The organism is Gordonia sp. SGD-V-85 (assembly GCF_001456905.1).
In the GTDB taxonomy this organism is placed as follows: Bacteria; Actinomycetota; Actinomycetes; order Mycobacteriales; family Mycobacteriaceae; genus Gordonia; species Gordonia hongkongensis.
On sequence record NZ_LNQO01000012.1, the window covers coordinates 113,540 to 130,774 of the forward strand.

Annotated in this window: 15 protein-coding genes and 1 pseudogene; 10 read left to right on the forward strand and 6 right to left on the reverse strand. The window is 68.7% G+C overall.

Annotated features, from left to right (window positions below; genetic code table 11):
* Positions 1-8 precede the first annotated feature (8 nt).
* From AS181_RS15225 to AS181_RS24960, 7 genes are all read left to right on the forward strand, one after another.
* On the forward strand, positions 9-1,337 hold the full coding sequence (locus AS181_RS15225; protein ID WP_058252404.1) for an alpha/beta hydrolase domain-containing protein: 1,329 nt from the start codon (positions 9-11) through the stop codon (positions 1,335-1,337).
* Positions 1,338-1,461: 124 nt separating this feature from the next.
* On the forward strand, positions 1,462-2,337 hold the full coding sequence (locus tag AS181_RS15230) for an ABC transporter permease (protein ID WP_058252405.1): 876 nt from the start codon (positions 1,462-1,464) through the stop codon (positions 2,335-2,337).
* 5 nt (positions 2,338-2,342) lie between these two features.
* The gene (locus AS181_RS15235; protein WP_058252406.1) at positions 2,343-3,116 is read left to right on the forward strand and encodes an ABC transporter ATP-binding protein; all 774 of its coding nucleotides are present in this window, start codon (positions 2,343-2,345) and stop codon (positions 3,114-3,116) included.
* The gene (locus AS181_RS15240; RefSeq protein WP_058252407.1) at positions 3,109-4,731 is read left to right on the forward strand and encodes an FAD-dependent oxidoreductase; all 1,623 of its coding nucleotides are present in this window, start codon (positions 3,109-3,111) and stop codon (positions 4,729-4,731) included. The genes AS181_RS15235 and AS181_RS15240 overlap by 8 nt, the downstream gene beginning before the upstream one ends.
* Positions 4,728-5,078, forward strand: a complete 351-nt coding sequence (locus tag AS181_RS15245; RefSeq protein ID WP_058252408.1) for a 4Fe-4S dicluster domain-containing protein — start codon at positions 4,728-4,730, stop codon at positions 5,076-5,078. The genes AS181_RS15240 and AS181_RS15245 overlap by 4 nt, the downstream gene beginning before the upstream one ends.
* A 46-nt stretch (positions 5,079-5,124) precedes the next feature.
* Entirely contained in the window at positions 5,125-6,159 is a 1,035-nt protein-coding gene (locus AS181_RS15250; RefSeq protein ID WP_058252409.1) for an ABC transporter substrate-binding protein, read from the forward strand.
* Positions 6,156-6,305: a hypothetical protein gene (locus AS181_RS24960; protein WP_231742467.1), complete on the forward strand. Its 150-nt coding sequence runs from the start codon at positions 6,156-6,158 to the stop codon at positions 6,303-6,305. The genes AS181_RS15250 and AS181_RS24960 overlap by 4 nt, the downstream gene beginning before the upstream one ends.
* Positions 6,306-6,414: 109 nt before the next feature.
* Here AS181_RS24960 and AS181_RS15255 read toward each other — a convergent pair whose 3' ends face one another.
* The 4 genes from AS181_RS15255 to AS181_RS15270 are packed head-to-tail and all read right to left on the reverse strand — an operon-like array spanning position 6,415 to position 11,511.
* The gene (locus AS181_RS15255; protein ID WP_058252410.1) at positions 6,415-7,587 is read right to left on the reverse strand and encodes an alpha/beta hydrolase family protein; all 1,173 of its coding nucleotides are present in this window, start codon (positions 7,585-7,587) and stop codon (positions 6,415-6,417) included.
* Positions 7,584-9,041 (reverse strand): wax ester/triacylglycerol synthase domain-containing protein, encoded by a 1,458-nt coding sequence (locus tag AS181_RS15260; RefSeq protein ID WP_058252411.1) that lies wholly within the window; start codon positions 9,039-9,041, stop codon positions 7,584-7,586. The genes AS181_RS15255 and AS181_RS15260 overlap by 4 nt, the downstream gene beginning before the upstream one ends.
* A 3-nt stretch (positions 9,042-9,044) precedes the next feature.
* Positions 9,045-10,697, reverse strand: coding sequence for an AMP-binding protein (locus AS181_RS15265; RefSeq protein ID WP_058252412.1), 1,653 nt, complete (start codon positions 10,695-10,697; stop codon positions 9,045-9,047).
* A gap of 16 nt (positions 10,698-10,713) precedes the next feature.
* Complete coding sequence (locus AS181_RS15270) at positions 10,714-11,511, reverse strand: lysophospholipid acyltransferase family protein (RefSeq protein WP_058252413.1); 798 nt, start codon at positions 11,509-11,511, stop codon at positions 10,714-10,716.
* Between the two features lie 197 nt (positions 11,512-11,708).
* Between AS181_RS15270 and AS181_RS15275 the strand changes: the two are divergent.
* The 3 genes and pseudogenes from AS181_RS15275 to AS181_RS15285 all read left to right on the forward strand — a co-directional run bounded on the left by AS181_RS15275 (position 11,709) and on the right by AS181_RS15285 (position 14,362).
* Positions 11,709-12,348 (forward strand): annotated as a pseudogene (locus AS181_RS15275) (PaaI family thioesterase).
* Positions 12,348-13,403 carry an alcohol dehydrogenase catalytic domain-containing protein gene (locus AS181_RS15280; protein ID WP_058252414.1) on the forward strand — a complete coding sequence of 352 codons (1,056 nt, stop codon included), beginning with the start codon at positions 12,348-12,350 and terminating at the stop codon, positions 13,401-13,403. Before AS181_RS15275 ends, AS181_RS15280 begins: the two are co-directional and overlap by 1 nt.
* 44 nt (positions 13,404-13,447) lie before the next feature.
* Positions 13,448-14,362: an amidohydrolase family protein gene (locus AS181_RS15285; protein ID WP_058252415.1), complete on the forward strand. Its 915-nt coding sequence runs from the start codon at positions 13,448-13,450 to the stop codon at positions 14,360-14,362.
* Positions 14,363-14,375: 13 nt separating this feature from the next.
* On the opposite strand, the gene AS181_RS15290 is transcribed toward AS181_RS15285, so the two are convergent.
* Entirely contained in the window at positions 14,376-15,185 is an 810-nt protein-coding gene (locus AS181_RS15290) for an amino acid ABC transporter ATP-binding protein (protein ID WP_058252416.1), read from the reverse strand.
* Between the two features lie 4 nt (positions 15,186-15,189).
* Complete coding sequence (locus AS181_RS15295) at positions 15,190-17,019, reverse strand: ABC transporter substrate-binding protein/permease (protein ID WP_175404340.1); 1,830 nt, start codon at positions 17,017-17,019, stop codon at positions 15,190-15,192.
* Between the last annotated feature and the right edge of the window lie 216 nt (positions 17,020-17,235).

Genomic DNA, 17,235 nt, shown 5'->3' on the forward strand with positions numbered 1-17,235 from the left:
GTCGACCTATGCGGTTTCGAGTCCTACAGGGCGGCGACGGGTGTTCGTTGCTCAGCGCCTCTCCCCTCCCCGACCTCGCCGCGGCCGGATACACCGACATCGAGTACGCGGCGTCGGGGGTGGCCGAGAAGATCGTCGGGGACCCGCCCGCGCCCGCCGCCGAGTTCACGACCCGGGTCGTCGTCCGACGCCCAGCGGAGCCCGCGACGTTCAGCGGCTGCGTTGTCGTCGAGTGGCTGAACGTCAGCAGTGGCGCCGACGCCGCCCCCGAATACTCCTATGTGGCTGCTGAACTGGTCCGTTCCGGGCACGCCTGGATCGGGGTCTCGGCCCAGTTCGTCGGAGTGGAGGGCGGCACGGGCTCGGTCGGCGTCGCGACCGGTGCGCCGCAGAGTCTCGCCGCCAAGGACCCGGAACGGTATGCCGGACTCCACCATCCTGGTGATGCGTACTGTTACGACATCTTCAGCTCGATCGGACGGGCCGCCCGGGACACCGCTGGGGCCGACCATCCCCTCGCGGGCCTGACGGTCGCCACCGTGCTCGCGATCGGCGAATCACAGTCGGCGATGGCCCTGACGACCTACGTGAACGCCATCGGCCCGGATGCGGCGCCGTTCGACGGATACCTCATCCACAGCCGCGCGGCCGCCGGGTTGCCCGCAGGCGAGGTCGGTTCGGGCATCGACGTGGCGACCGTCTTCGGGCGCGAGCCCACCACGATCCGCGCCGACCTCGACGCACCGGTGTTCGTGGTGCAGACCGAGACCGACGTCCTGACCAACTTCCGTTATCACACTGCGCGGCAACCGGATTCCGACCGGTTACGCGTGTGGGAAATGGCGGGCACGTCCCACGCCGACCTGCACCAGGTCGGCGACTTCGAGGAGTTCCTCGGCTGCCCCGACCCCGTCAACCGGGGTCAGCAGCGTTTCGTCCTGCGGGCTGCGTTGCGGCACCTGCGATCCTGGGCCGACGGTGGCGATCCGCCGCCGGCAGCCGACCCGCTGGCCCTCCGGGACATCGACGGCGCCGACCCCGTGTTCGAGCTGGACGACATCGGCAACGTCCGGGGCGGGGTCCGGACGCCGTGCGTCGACGCACCGACCCAGGTCCTCAGCGGGATCGTCGCCGACCCCGTCTCCCGCATCTGCCTGCTGTTCGGCACGACATTCCCCGTCCCCGCCGACGCGTTGGCGGCCCGGTACGGAACGCGCGACGAATACGAGAAGCACTACCGGAACGCCGCCGACGCCGCCATCGCGGGCGGATTCGTCCTCGCCGAGGACCGTGACGAGCTGCTCGCCGACGCCAATCCGGACCTGATCCCGAACTGACCGTCCGCCGAATCGTCTCGGCGCGCGGCGGTTTGAAAATCACCATGACTCCAACGGTGCCGGTGGAGTCGAGTTCTCAGTAGCGTCCCAGAAGTCCTGCCAGCCCTCTCCCAGGCGGATTTCGATGACTCTAGAACTCACGACACCGGTCGGTGTCGCCCCCGCCCCGTCCGCGGCCGGGCCCGTCGACGTGCCGTCCGACGGCCCGGCGGCCCGAGTACGTCGGCGACGGCTCTCCCGTCACGCCGCCACACGCACGCTCCGTCAGTCCATCGGCCTGATCCTGGTCGTCGTCATCTGGCAGGTCGGCGCGCGGGGATGGCTCGGCGCGACCACCCCCGCACCCACCGAGGTGGTCGAGGCGGGCTGGGAACTGATCAGCACCGGTGAACTCTGGACCCATCTGGCCGCGTCGGGGCGGCGCGTCGCGATCGGACTGGCGATCGGGATCGCCATCGGCGCGGTGCTCGGCGCGGCCGCCGGCCTCTTCAAGGTCGCCGAAGACCTGGTCAACGCACCGGTCCAGGTGCTGCGGATGATGCCCGCCGTGGCCCTCGTCCCGGTCTTCATCATCTGGTTCGGGATCGGCGACTCGTTCAAGATCGCCCTGATCATCGTCGCCCCGATCTTCCCCATCTATCTCAACTTCCTCGCCGGCATCCGGGGCGTGGACCAGAAGCTCATCGAAGCCGCCGAATCGCTGGAGCTGACGCGTTTCGAACTCGTGCGATACGTGGTCCTGCCGGGCGCACTACCGCAGATCTTCGTCGGGCTACGACAGGCGCTGGGCATCGGTTGGCTCGTCCTGGTCGTCGCGGAGATGCAGACCACCCCGGTCGGTCTGGGCTTCCTGATGAACGACGCCAAGGAGTACCTACGCACCGATCAGATCTTCCTGGTCCTGGTGATCTACGCGGTACTCGGACTGCTCACCGACATCGGCGTGCGAATACTCGAGCGTCGGTTCCTGTCGTGGCGCAACGGATTCGAAGGTAGGTGAGTGGAATGTCCGCAGATCGAGTCGACGGTGTCCGCGTCCTCGGCGCCGGGCGCGAGTTCGACGGCCGGCGGGTTCTCGACCGCGTGGATCTGACCATCGCCCGGGGCGAGTTCGTCGCGCTGCTCGGAGCGAGTGGTTCCGGGAAGAGCACCCTTCTCCGGGGGATCGGCGGGCTCGACCGCGGTTTCACCGGCACGATCGAGGCACCCTCGGCCAAGGCCATCGTGTTCCAGGAGCACCGACTCATGCCCTGGATGTCGGTGTGGCGCAACGTCGCGCTCGGGCTGCGCGGCGGTGACACCGAGGCCCGCGCGCTCCGCGCACTCGACGAGGTGGGGCTGGCGGCCAAGTCCGGCGCCTGGCCGTCCACGCTCTCGGGTGGCGAGGCCCAGCGCACCGCGCTGGCACGCGCACTCGTCCGGGAGCCCGACCTGCTGTTGCTCGACGAACCGTTCGGCGCGCTCGACGCCCTGACCCGGATCAATGCCCAACGCCTGGTGGCCCGGTTGTGGGAAGCGCACCGTCCGGCAACACTGCTGGTGACGCACGACGTCGAGGAAGCCCTTCTGCTCGCGGATCGCGCGCTGATCCTGCGGGCCGGCCGGATCGCACAGGAGATCGTCGTGGATCTACCTCGCCCACGCCAGGTCACCGATCCCGAATTCGTCGCCCTCCGTTCACAACTGCTCGCCGGGCTCGGCGTCGGCGGAACCGACGCCGAATCCACCGGCCCCACAACGACACCGACAACGACACGCCGGGAGTTCACCCATGTCTGACGTACTGACCCTGTCCACGGACGTGCTGGTGATCGGCGGTGGTCCCGCCGCGACCTGGGCCGCCATCCACGCTCGCGACGCCGGAGCCGAGGTGATCGTCGTGGACAAGGGTTACTGCGGTGCGTCGGGTACGACGGCCCCGGCCGGGACCGGGGTCTGGTACGTCGTCCCGGACCCGGACAAGCGCTCGGCGGCGAAGGCGAGTCGCGAAGCGCTCGGTGGGTATCTCGCGGACCACGCCTGGATGGACCGGGTTCTCGACAGGACCTACGCGAACATGCACCGGCTGGGCACCGAGGGTCGCTACCCGTTCCCGATCGACGAGCACACCGGGGAGCCCATCCGCACCGGTGTCCAGGGCCCGGAGTACATGCGTCGCATGCGCGCGTGGGTCCGGCGCCGCGGTGTACAGATCCTCGATCACTCCCCTGTCCTGCAACTCCTCACCGACAGCCAGGGCGCCGTGCGGGGCGCCGCCGGACACCAGCGGCAGACAGGCCGGGACTTCCGGATCTCGGCCGGCGCCGTCGTCGTGGCGACGGGCGGATGTGCGTTCCTGTCCAAGGCACTGGGCAGCAACGTCGACACCGGCGACGGCGCACTGATGGCGGCGGAGGTGGGTGCCTCGTTCTCCGGGATGGAGTTCGCCAACGCGTACGCGATCGTGCCGAAGGGCTCCACGGTGACCAAGACCGCGTACTACGGCTACGCCACCTTCTTCCACGCCGACGGACGCATCGTCGAGGGTGCGGGATCGACGAAGGGGCGGTCGGTGATCGCACGGACTCTGCTGCAGGAGAAGGTCTACGCACAGCTGGACCGGGCCGATGAGCGAGTGGCGGCACAGATGCGCCAGGGTCAACCCAACTTCTTCCTCCAGTTCGACCGCCGGGGCATCAACCCGTTCACCGACCGGTTCGAGGTCGATCTCCTCGCCGAGGGCACCGTTCGCGGAACCGGTGGCATCGACATCGTCGACGCGGACTGCTGGACCGGCGTCCCGGGTCTCTACGCGGCCGGCGACGCCGCCACCCGCGAGCGGATCTGCGGTGGCTTCACCGGCGGCGGCAGCCACAACTCCGCCTGGGCGATGTCGTCGGGCGGTTTCGCAGGCACTGCCGCGGCACGAGCGGCCCGCGACGCGGGCGGGGCATCCCCACTCGATCGGCTCTCGGGCGCCGGCACCGTCGGATTGGACTCCGCCCGGAGCGGGATCACACCCGACGAGGTGGTGACCGCCGCACAGGGCGAACTGATCCCCTTCGAGAAGAACTACCTGCGTCACGGCGACCGTATGGGTCCGGCGCTGAACGCCCTGGACTCGCTGTGGGATGAGGTCTCCGGCCCGGCCTACGGCGCCCGCACACCGGCGGGGCGCGTCCGCGCGCGGGAGGCGGCTGCGATCACCGCGGTCGGACGGTGGATCTACCGATCCGCACTCGCCCGCACCGAATCCCGCGGGATGAGCAAGCGCGCCGACCACCCCGAGCTCGACCCGGCGCTGGGCGATCACGTCCGCACCGGCGGACTCGGCGATGTCTGGGTCGCCGCACCCGGATCGGCTGTCCGCCGGCCAGACCCGGCCCCTCGGCTCGCCGTCAGGATTCCCGCGTGATCGAGCTCGTCGTCGCGTCGGCGTGTATCGCCTGCGACAAATGCGTGAATGCCTGTCCCACCAACGTCTTCGACACCGGACCCGACGGCGTACCGGTCATCGCACGGCAGTCCGACTGCCAGACCTGCTTCATGTGCGAGGCGTACTGCCCCACCGACGCTCTCTACGTCAGCCCGGAGTCGTCCCCACTCGGCACCCGAGAATCGTTGCCGCTCGAGCTGATCGGCAGCTACCGGGAGCGGCTCGGCTGGGGCAAGGGGCGCGCACCAGGAAGCCTCACCGCGGTCGGGCCCCCGATCCCGCATGGAGACCCGCCACCCCGGCTCGTCGAGCAACACGCCGACTGACCGGCTCACCCCGTTCATCCCTTCAGATCGCCAGAACAGAGAAATCATGCCCACCACATCATCTTTCGGATCACCGCTGCGCCGGATCAGACGCGCCCTCGCCCTCTTGTCGGCGGGCGTGGCAATCGCAGCGGTGGCCGCGTGCGGTTCCGACGACGCGTCGTCGGCGCAGCGCGAGGTCATCGACACACTCCGGATCGGCGTCATCGGCTCGAGCAACGTGATCGCCGGTCCGGTCGGCTTCGCCCACAGTCGCGGGGAACTCCTCGAGGCCTTCGCCCCGCTCGGTGTCAACAACGTCGAGGTCTTCAACTTCCCGAACGGGCCCGATCTCAATCAAGCGCTCATCGGCGGACGCCTCGACGTGGCGAGCTACGGTGACACCCCGGCGCTGGTCGCCCGCGGCTCGGGACTACAAACCCGCCTGCTGTCGATCAACCAGTTCGACAACGATGCCGGCGTGGTGGCCAAAGACCCGTCGATCCGCTCGCTGGCCGACCTGGCGGGCAAGAACATCGGTGTGCCGAAGGGGTCCTACATCGACCGCTATCTGCAAGGCGCACTGGCCGAACAGGGCATCACCGCCAACCTGATCCACCTGTATCCGGCCGATCAGGAGGCACCGTTGAACTCCGGTGAGATCGACGGAGCGGCGCTGCCCGGCGTCATCCCGTCGGTGGCGCTGCAGACCTTCGAAGGCAAGGGATTTCACCTGGTCGACTCGGTCTACCGGGACCATCCCGATCTGGCCGGCACCAGCGTGACGGTCAGCAGTGACCAGTTCCTGGAGAAGAACCCGGACTTCGCCGCGACGTGGCAGCAATTGCACGCGTCGTCGGTCCGCTACGCGAAGGCGAACTGGGAGGAGTACCTCCAGTTCGAGCTCGGCAACTCCAAGGCACCCGAAGCCGCCGTCCGTGCCGCCGCCAACCCCGAGGGCTACTCCGAGGAGCCGTTCCCGGCCCGCGCCGTCGAATTGCTCACCGGCACCAAGGCTTTCCTGGTCGAGCAGGGCAGCATCGAAGAAGACTTCGAACTCGACTCCTGGCTGCAGCGTCCCGCGACGGGAGCGAACTCGTGACCGGGCCCCGGTTCGGGGTGTGGACCAATGTGTACGGCACCTGGGCGTCGGCACACCATCCCGACGACCCGGTCGACGCATCCTGGGAACGCAATCTCGCACTGGTTCGACGCGCGGAGGAACTGGGGTATCACAGCACCCCGTGAGGTGCGAGCGAAACGAACCCACCCCCCTGAGGTGCGAGCCCAACTACTGCTCCCTGAGCAGGGGCAGGGCGTTCTTTCGGATTAGGGAGCAGAAGAGGTCAGCGCTGCCTCACATCAGCGAACGGAGGCCCGGTTCGCTGTCGGACCGCGGGGGCGGAGCGGCGCGGAAGAATTCGTCGGTGGCCTGTCGGATACTGCCCGAGATGGCGTGTCCGACATGGCTACCGGAGTACCAGTGGACTTTCCCACCCCAGTGATTGTGTAGCTGCTGGGCGGCGGTCACGGAGGTCACCCGGTCGTTGAGCGCCGCGACCACCATGCGGCGTTCTGGTGTCGGAACCGGCTCCACGGACAGTGGGTTGATGACCGACGAGACCGCACGAACCGGCTCGCTCCGCATCAACGACGCGAGATGGCGCCCCTTGGACCCGCCGCGCTCCATGTGATGAGCCAGGGTGGCATGCATCTCCAGCATCGGCACGACGGCGAGCACCGAGCTGATACGGGGGTCCATCGAGGCGACCATCGCGGCGATCGGTCCGCCGAGCGACGTGCCCGCGATCGCGATGTCGGCGGGTTCCTGACTCTCGATCCACGTGATGAGCGAACGGATCTCGGCGATCGCCCGGATGGTGATGACGGTGTTGACCAGTGGATCGAACCCCGGATAGGCCACCTTCTCGACTCGCCGCGAGCCGTGGGCCGGAAGAACGGGGAAGACCACGTCGTAACCGAGCTTGTTGTACAGGTTGGCCGCGCGGAACGCGTAGAGATCGTCGGCCCGACCCTGAGCCGCCCCGTGGACCCAGATCAACCAACGGCGACCGGCGCGTCGTCGTGACAGCACCCGCACCGAGGCGATCCCGTCGGCGTAGGGGTCGGCCGCGGCGATCGATTCCGGGAGCGGCACCGCCACCGAGTAGTCGATGTGATCGAACGAGGTGGTCCCGAAGGTCTTCCGGTTGCGGGAGACGATGCCGGGTGGGCCGGGGTCGAGGTGGACTCGCGACGGACCGAGGGCAGCCAGTTCATCTGCGACACCGACACATCGGTCGACGCAGTCTTCCACGAAGTCGATCGGCGGGATGTCCCGGATCACCGAGTTGACCGCGATGAACAGCTCGTCGACGGCGGTCTCCCCGACCATCCGCGGACCGCAGTCCGCCGGCGGGACGCCCGTCGCGGGATCCCCGCGGCCGGCCGCACGCGAACTGCCGATCGCACGGGGCAGCACTTTCGCGAACAACCCCAGTCGTGCTGCTCCCGACTCCCAGTCGATCAACTCGCCTCCTGCGCCATCGCGGTACTGTTCTCGTCCTCGTCGGCGGTCGTCCGTCCGAGCGCATCGGCGGCCTCGGCGACCGCGTCGGCCACCCGCCGCAAGAAGCCGGCCGGGTCGGGCATCGACTCCGGTGTCGCGATGAGGCCCATGCTGAGCCTGCCGGCATAGCTGTAGGTGGTGAGGTTGACGTCGGCGGGTGCGATGGCCAGCGCGAACGAGATCCAGTCGACGACCTCGATGTCCCCGACCCACCGCGTGGTGCGCGGACCCGGCATGTTGGCGGTGGTGATGTTGTTCATCACCAGCGGCGCGCGATTCGCGGCCAGACCGCGGAAGGTCGGGCCGAGCCGTCCGGTGTAGGTGGCCAGCGCGTCGGTGAGATCGAAGCCGACCTCGCGCCGGCATCGAACAGTCGCCGCGCAGCTCTCACCGGTGGCCGCGATCCGCTCGATCGGGTCGGCCAGATCCGACCTGAGATAGGCCATCGCGGTGGCGATCTCGTTGCCGTGCACACGGGTGGAGGCCAGGTCCTTGCATACCCCGAAGATCGAGACCGACACTCCCGGCTCCTCGCCGCGAGCGATGAGTTCCGCCCGGATCGCACCGGCGATGACACCGTGCAGAGCCCCGTTCACGGTGTTTCCGGTGGCCAGCGCGAGTCGCTGGACGGCGGCGAGCGGGATGTCGCCGGACGCACACACGCGTTCGGCGCCGCTGCGGGCGTTGAAACTCGTCCGACGGACCGTCAGGGGTTTCGGGATGAGTTCGGCATCGCCGGCCCGGCGTTTCGCGACAACCGCACGCGCCAGTGCCGACGCTGCCGACGGCAGGCGACGAACCATACGCCAGGATTCCGAACGCGCTGCGCGCGTGAGCTCGTCGTCGTCGTGCTCGATGCGGGTCGCGGAGATCGGCGCCTGCTCGACCCGCTCATCCGGACCGGCGGTCGCGGCCATGAACGTGTTGAGTGCGGCGAGACCGTCGGCGACGGCGTGATGGACGCGGACGACGACCGCCTGCCGCCCACCGGCGAGACCGTGCACGAGGGTCAGTCCCCAGAGCGGCCGACTCCGATCGAGTTGCCGGACGGCGAGCTCGGACAGGATCGCGTCCAGCTCGGCACGTCCCCCCGGTGCGGCGGCGGAACGCTCGTCCAGGTGCCGGCGCACGTCGAAGTCGTTGTCGTGCACCCAGAAGGGACGGGCGCCGTGTCCGCGAGCCCACGCGAGCCGCTGGGTCGCGCGCGGGAACATGCCGAGGTAGTCGGGCAGGACGTCGGCGATCTCGGTGAGATCGAGGGGCCGGCCACGACGGGAGGTGTCGAGCACCGCGACCTTCAGTGTGTGCATCGGGGTCGACGCCGATTCCATGTTCAGCATCAGCGCGTCGGGACCGGACATCCGTTCGGCGTCCAGAACACCGGTGGAGCGGTCGATCTGCTTGACAGCGTGCATGATTCAGCTCACCTTTCGTTCGGTCGACGGGGCGGACGGGAGTTCGCGTTTGAGGATCTTGCCGGTGGCATTGCGCGGCAGTTCGTCGAGGAAGTGGACGTCGCGGGGGACCTTGAACCCGGCGAGCTGTTCTCGCACGTGCCGCTGGATGTCCTCGGCGCCGATCTCGGCCTCCGGTGCTCGCACCACATGGGCGACGAGACGCTGGCCGAACCTGTCGTCGTCGACCCCGGTCACCGCGACCTCGACCACCTCGTCGAGAGCCCCGATGACCAACTCGACCTCGAGGGGATACACGTTCTCCCCACCGGAGACGATCATCTCGTCGTCGCGGCCGACGACGAACAGCAGCCCGTTCTCGTCGAAGCGGCCGACATCGCCCGACACCATGTGTCCGTCGCTGAATGCCTTGGTGTCCGAGCTGGTGTAACCGTCGAACCCGGAGTTGTTCGCGACCACGATGCGCCCGACCTCGCCGACGGGGACCTCGCGGTCGTCGTCGTCCAGGATGCGAACACTCGTACCCGCGAGCGGCCGCCCGGCGGTCTCCGGCGCGGTGCGCAGATCGGTTGGGGTGGCGGTGGTGATGAGACCCGCCTCGGTGGCGTTGTAGCTGTTGTAGACCACGTCGCCGTACCGGTCCAGGAATGCGACGAGAGCGTCGGAGCGCATCCGCGATCCGCTCGCGGTGGCGAAGCGCAGTGTCGGCATCGGGTGGTCGTCGAGGACGTCGTCGGGGAGGTCCGTGATGCGTTCGAGCATCACCGGAACCACGGCGAGGCCGGTGGCCCCGTGGTCGCGGACCATGTCGAGCGTCGCCACGGGATCGAAGCGACGGCGCATGATCATAGTGCACGTCATCGTCGCCGCGATGGCCACCTGCCCGAAACCCCATGCGTGGAAGACCGGGGCCGCGATGACGATGGACTCGCCTGCGCGCCAGGGAATCCGGTCGAGCATCGCGGCGAGGGACGCCACGTCGGTGCTTCCGCCTCGGCGCGCACCCTTGGGCGTTCCGGTGGTTCCCGAGGTCAGCAACACGATCCGGCCGGCACGATCGGGCCGCGCGGGTCGCGCGCCGCGATTCGCGCCGATCAGTCCGTTGACGGTGACACCTTGCGACGACTCGTACTCCGTCCATGCACGGATGCGCCGCAGTTCCGGAAGTCGTTGCGCCGCGGCCTCGACGACGGTGTCGAACTCGTCGTCGGCGATGAGCACGTCTGCCTGTTCACGTTCGAGGACGTCGGCGAGCTGGGGTCCGGCGAACCCGGTGTTGAGGAGTACCGCGTCGGCACCGAGCCGGGACGTCGCGGCGAGCGCCTCGATGAGACCGCGGTGGTTGCGGCAAAGGATGGCGACGGTGCCGACGGTCGTGCCGGGTAGATCGCGCAGACCGACGGCGAGCGCGTCACAGCGGGCATCGAGCTCGCGCCAGGTGAGTTGTCCCGCCTCGTCGATGAGGGCGAGTCCGTCGGGATCGCGCGCCGCGGCGAGGCCGATCCCGCTCACCGGCGAGGCACCGCCGTGCCGACGGAGGTTGAGCCCCATGCGGACATAGCGATCGACCCGAAGCGAACCGAGAAAGCCGCTGCGGACGAGGGTGCGAACGAGCCACATCTGTGTGGTGACGCGATCGCGGAGTTGCGAGATCATCGTCGTCTCCTGGTGATCAGCCGATGACCGGGAATCGGCGCTTGCGGGCGAGGTCGTCCAGTGCGTGCTGCATGCGTTTGCGGACCATCTGGTCCACCTCGTCGTGTTCGGGGTTGTTGCCGAACTCGGCGGTGATGTCGATCGGGTCGAGAACCTCGGTGACCAGCTTCGACGGCAACGGGATGTTCGGCGGGAGGTGCGCGGTCAGACCGAACGGGAAGCCGAGCGCGAACGGAGCGGTGTCGGTGCGGATCAGCTTGTCGAGCCGCAGTATCCGGGCCAGCGTGTCACCGCGGTTGAGGAACAGCTGCGTCTCCTGGCCCCCGATGGTGACGATCGGGACGATCGGGACGCCCGCCTCGAGTGCGGTGCGGATGTACCCGGTCCGACCGTGGAAGTCGATCGTCGCGCTCTGGCTGCTCGGCCGCAGCGCCTCCCACTCCCCGCCGGGGAACACGATGGTGGCCGCGCCGGACCGCAGGGCGGCGACCGCGTTCTTCGGGTGAGCCGGCAGGAACCCGACCTTTCCGAAGATCTGTTTGCCCGATCCGGTGAAGATGAGGTCGTGGGCCAGGGTGTACAACGGCCGGTCCGCCCCGAACTCGTCGGCAAAGGCCACGCTGATCACCGGGACGTCGAAGGCCATCAGACCGCCCGAGTGGTTGGACACGAGGAGGGCACCGCCGTCGGGCACCTTGTCCATGCCCCGGACCTCGGAGCGGAAGTAGGTCTTGGCCACGAGCTTGAGCACGGGCAGCACCCGCTTCACCCAGGTCTCGTCGCGTGCGGTGAGGTCGAAGGTCTCGGCACTCATCGGTCCATCTCCTGTGGGATCGATTTCGGCGGTTCGCGCGGATCACCGCTGGATCGGTCGGAGCCAGATGTCCGACCGGGGTCGATGTCCTCGGAACCGCAAAATGAGAACACGTTCTAGTGGTTAAATTAGAACACGTTCTACTTTGCGTCGCCACACTTCGTTACCCATGCCACAACTGACTGATCGGTAGCCTTATGGACTTCATCCTGGAGGACATCTCCGAAGCGGAGGTCGCGCGTCGCCGCGCGGTCTACACCCCTCTCACCGACACCGTCCGGGACCTCGTCGACGCGGTGATCCGCACCGAGGTCGCCGAGGACGACCTCGAAGAAGCACGCCGACGGATTGCCGAGGTGGTGGCCGACTTGCGGAGAAGCCAGATGGACGGGGCCTTCGGGGTGCGACACACGCGCGAGAACACCGGAATGGCCTGGGGAAATGCGGTCATCGGCGTGCGCAACGCGCTCGCGCCACCGCTCGACGTCGTGCATGACGCCGACGGGGTCCGCAGTGAGTTCACGCTGGGAGCGGCCTACGAGGGGCCGCCCGGTCAGGTGCACGGCGGGGTGTGCGATGGTCCTCGATCACGTCCTCGGCAACGCGGCCAGTGTCGAGGGGCCGTGCTACACCGGCACCCTCACCGTCCGGTACGGGCGACCGACGCCCCTGGGCGCACTGGTCGCGCAGGCGTCGGTGACCGAGCACAGCGGACGCAAACGCATCGTCCGGGGCACGATCTCCGACGCCGACGGGGTCACCTGCGACGCCGAAGGGGTGTTCATCGTGCCCCGCTCCGCGGTCGATGTCCCGTCGGTGCGCTGGTCGGCGGGCTGATGCGAGCCGCGGTGACCGCCCCCGGAGAGCTTGGCCCCGGAGAGTCCGGCCCAGGAGAGTTCGGCCCAGGCGGATTCGTCGTCGAGCACCGTCCGGATCCGACACCGGGGCCCGGCGAACTCGTTCTGCGGGTCGCGGCGAACGGGATCTGCGGTTCCGACCTGTCGACCGCGCCGCTGCTCCCGGCCGGCACGATCATGGGCCACGAGTTCGCCGGCGAGGTCGTCGGCATCGGGCCCGCGGACCCGGACGTCCCCCACGCCTTCCGGGTCGGCGATGCCGTGGCCGCCATGCCGGTCATCGGATGCCACCGGTGCCGCGCCTGTCTCACCGGTGACGTCGCCCGCTGCCCGTCGGCGCGCACCCTGGGACTCGGCGTCCTGCCCGGCGGACTCGCCGAGTTCGCAGTGGTCGGCGCCGCCGAGAGTGTCCTGCTCGACGACATCGACCCGGTCGACGGCGCGCTGGTCGAGCCGCTGGCGGTGGGTCTGCACGCCGTCACCCGCGCGTCCGTCCGGCCCGGCGACCGGGTGCTGGTCCTCGGCGCCGGTCCCGTCGGCCTCGCGGCGTTGCACTGGCTCTCCCGCGGCGTGGCCACCGAACTCGTGTGTTCGGACCCGTCGCCGGGCAGGCGCGCGGCCGCACTCGATCTCGGCGCGTCCGCGGCGTGCGCTCCGGACGAACTCCCCGCCCAGGTCGAATCGGGCTTCGACGTGGTCGTCGAGTGCGTGGGCAAGCCGGGGATGATCGCGTCCGCCCTCGACGCGGTCGCGACCCACGGCACAGTGGTCATCGCGGGCGTCTGCTTGAGCCCGGACACGTTCATGCCGGTGGCCGGAGTCGTCAAGGAGATCACCATGCACTTCGTCTCCTACTACACCAAGCGCGAGTTCGACACCGCCGCAGCGGAGTTGAACAAGGGCGCGATCGGGTCGTCGACGCTGGTCAGCGGGATCGTGGGGCTCGACGAGACCGATCGCGTCGTCCGCGAGCTCTCGGCGCCCAACGATCACCGCAAGGTGCTGATCGCGCCCGGGGTGTCCACGGTCGGCTGATCGGCACTCGCGGCCGCCCGCGCAACCGGCGTACGGTCACTCGGATGAACAGTGCCGTCCCCGAAGCCCCCGAGCCGTTCAGCACCGACGAGGCGCGGCAGGTGCGCGCGATCTCTGCCGAGCTGGGCCTGCCGGGCATCGTCGACGTCCACACCCACTTCATGCCGCGACCGGTGATGGACAAGGTGTGGGCCTATTTCGATTCCGTCGGGCCGTTGGTCGGACGGGAGTGGCCGATCACCTACCGCGCCGACGAGGACGTCCGCGTCGCCACCCTGCGCGACTTCGGGGTGCGGGCCTACTCGTCCCTGGTCTATCCACACAAACCGAACATGGCCGAGTGGCTGAACGGCTGGGCGCACGACTTCGCCGCCAACCACGACGACTGCCTGCACACGGCGACGTTCTATCCCGAGGAGTCCGCCCACACCTACGTCTCCCGCGCCATCCAAGCCGGCACGCAGGTCTTCAAATGCCACATCCAGGTCGGCGACTTCGCCCCGACGGATTCGCTGCTCGACGGGGTGTGGTCGCAGATCGCCGACTCCCAGGTTCCGGTCATCATCCACTGCGGTTCCGGGCCCGCCCCGGGGACGTACACCGGACCCGACCCCATCCGCGAACTGCTGCACCGGTTTCCGTCGTTGCCACTGATCGTCGCGCACATGGGGATGCCCGAGTACACCGCGTTCCTCGACCTCGCGTTGGAGTACCCCAACGTGCGCCTGGACACCACGATGGCGTTCACCGACTTCGCCGAAGAGGACGCCCCGTTCCCGTCGGACTACCTGCCGCGACTGGCCGACGCCGGCGACAAGATCCTGTTCGGCAGCGACTTCCCGAACATCCCCTACGGCTACACCCACGCCCTCGAGGCGATCATCCGCCTCGACCTCGGGGCCGAGTGGCTCCGAGACGTGTTCTACCGCAACGGCTCCAGGCTCTTCGGGATCGGCTGACCGGGGCGAGCGCCTACAGCACCTGGGACAGGAACGCCCGCAGCCGATCCGACGTCGCGTCGTCGAAGACCTGTTCCGGACGCCCGGTCTCCACGACGGCACCGTGATCCATGAACAGCACGTTGTCGGAGACGTTGCGCGCGAAGCCCATCTCGTGGGTGACGACCACCATGGTCATCCCCTCGCTGGCGAGGTCGGCCATGAGCGCGAGGATCCCCTTGACCAGTTCCGGGTCGAGGGCGGAGGTCGCCTCGTCGAAGAACATGACCTCGGGGGTCATGGCGAGCGCACGGGCGATGGCCACCCGCTGCTGCTGGCCGCCGGACAGGCGTGCCGGGCGCACATCGGCCTTGTTGGTCAGCCCGACGATCTCGAGCTGACGGAGCGCGACCTCGCGGGCCTCGTCCCTGCTCAGCCCCTTCAACTTGCGCGGTCCGAGAGCGACGTTGTCGACGACGCTCTTGTGCGGGAACAGGTTGAAGTGCTGGAACACCATGCCGATCCGGCGTCGGAGTTCGTCCGGGTTGTCCTTCAGGACCGACCGGCCGTCGAGCAGGATGTCGCCCTGGTCGGGTTCGTGCAGCCGGTTCAGCACTCGCAGGAGAGTGGACTTGCCCGAGCCCGACGGTCCGATGACCGTCGTCGTGGTGCCGGCGTCGACCTGGATGTCGACGCCCCGCAACACGTGGTGCTTGCCGAAGGACAGGTGCAGGTCGGTGCCGGTGAGCGAGACGGCCGTCCGGGTGGCGGTCGCACTCGGCGTCCGGGAGCCCGGCGTCTGGGAGCCCTCGGTGTCGGTCTCGGACTTGTTGAGATCAGGCATGGACCTATCCCTTCTCGACGACGGTCGGGGGCAGCGGGTCGTCCTGGACGTCGGTGGGACGTCCGGTGCGCAGGCGCCGGTCGATGTAGTTGACCAGGTGCGTCAGCGGGATCGTGAGGATCAGGTACATGATTCCCGCGGCGACGAGGGGCGAGAGGTTGCCCGTCTGCGCGTTCAGGTCGCGGCCGACCGCGAACAATTCCCGCTGGCTGGCCAGCAACCCGAGGAAGTACACCAGCGAGCTGTCCTTGATCAGGCTGATGAACTGGTTCATCAGCGCCGGGAGCACCCGCCGCACGCCCTGCGGCACCACCACCAGACGCATCGACTGCCGATAGCTGAACCCGATGGCCCGCGAGGCCTCGAGTTGCCCGTCGTCGACGCTCTGGATTCCGGACCGGAAGATCTCGCCGATGTAGGCCGCGGCGAGCAGGGCCAGGGCGACCGCCCCGAGCCAGTACGGGTTGTTGCCGGTGATGCCCTTGACCACCGGGCCCACACCGAGTCCGACAATCAGGATGACGACGACGGCGGGCAGTCCGCGGAAGATATCGGTGTACACACGCGCCGGCCAGCGCAACCACCGCGACCGAGAGATGCCGCAGAGCGCCAGGATCATGCCCAGGATGGTGCCGAGCACCCCGGACACCACGGACAGGATCAAGGTGTTCACGAGCCCGGTCTTGATCAGCTCCGGGAACGACTCCTTGTAGAGATCCCAGTTGAAGAAGGTGTCGCCGAGCTGTTCCAGGGTGCTCTTGGGCGCGGTCCCCTCGGCCGGGCCCGCCTTCTCCGCGTTCTCGGCGGCGATGGCGGCGATGTCGGGGAGTTCGGGCGCGGGCGCGGCCTTGCTGCCCGGCTTCCACCCCTCGGGTAACTCGCGCGGCACCCAGTCGACGTAGAGGTCGGCATACGTGCCGTCGGCGATGATGGCGTCGAGTCCGGAGTTCAGGGCCTCGGTGAGCCGCGGCTTGTTCTTGCCGACGGCCCACGCGACGAAGTTGTTGACGCTGAAGGTGTTCTCGACGATCGCGGTGCCGTCGCCCTCTCGGACCGCACCCTCCGCCTGCTGCGACGGTGCGACCCAGGCGTCGACCTGACCGCTCCGGAGGTTGGCGTAGGCGGTGGCGTAGTCCGGAAACTTCACCGGGTCGAGGCCCAGGGTGTTGACGACGTAGTCGTCCTGGACGGTGCCCTGGACCACGGCGATGCGCGTCGAGTCGGAGAGGTCGCCGAAGCCCTTGATCGCCCCGTCGGTCGGCGCCACGAGTGAGAAGTAGCCGAAGTCGTAGCCGTTGGTGAAGTCGACGGTCTTGCGCCGGTCGTCGGTGGTGGTGATCGACGACGACCCGACGTCGAAGCGGTTGTTGGCCACCTGGGACAGCAGGCCGGCGAACTCGGTGCCGTTGAACTCGATCTGCAGACCCAGCTTCGCGGCGACGGCCTTGAGGAGTTCGTTGTCGAAGCCGGTGAAGTCGCCCGCGCCGTTGACGCAGATGCTCGGTCCGGCGTCCGACAGCGTGCCGACGGAGATCTTGCCGGGCGACAGCAACTCGAGACGACTCACATCGATCTGGTCGAGCGGCGTGGTGGACTCGGTGGTGTAGCGGTCCTCACCGCCCTGATCGGCTGCGGCGAGGTTGACCGGCGCGGCCGAGGCCGACGCGAGTCCAGCGGGCGCACAGCTGTCGGCGGGAGCCGCCTGGGCTCGTGGCGCAGGTCCGCCGAGGATGGTCAGCAGGCCGACGATGGCGACCGTCAGTGCCAGCGCGACGACGCGCACGGCGCGCGGCGCGGCCCGTCGGGCGCGATGGGATCGGTGGTTGGACACCATGTCGACACTATCCCCACGCGCAGGAGGTGTCCCAAATTTTTGCTCGCCGGTGGGTTTAACCCGGTTGAGCTGGGATCGTCGTCGTCACGGGGCGCCTGCGAGGCGCGCTGCGGAGGCCACCGTCGGCCTGGCCATCTCACGCCGATCATCGGGGACACTTGCGTGGGGTCGACGCCGATACTTCTCTATCGGAATTTGCCAATTGCTTGTCGGAAA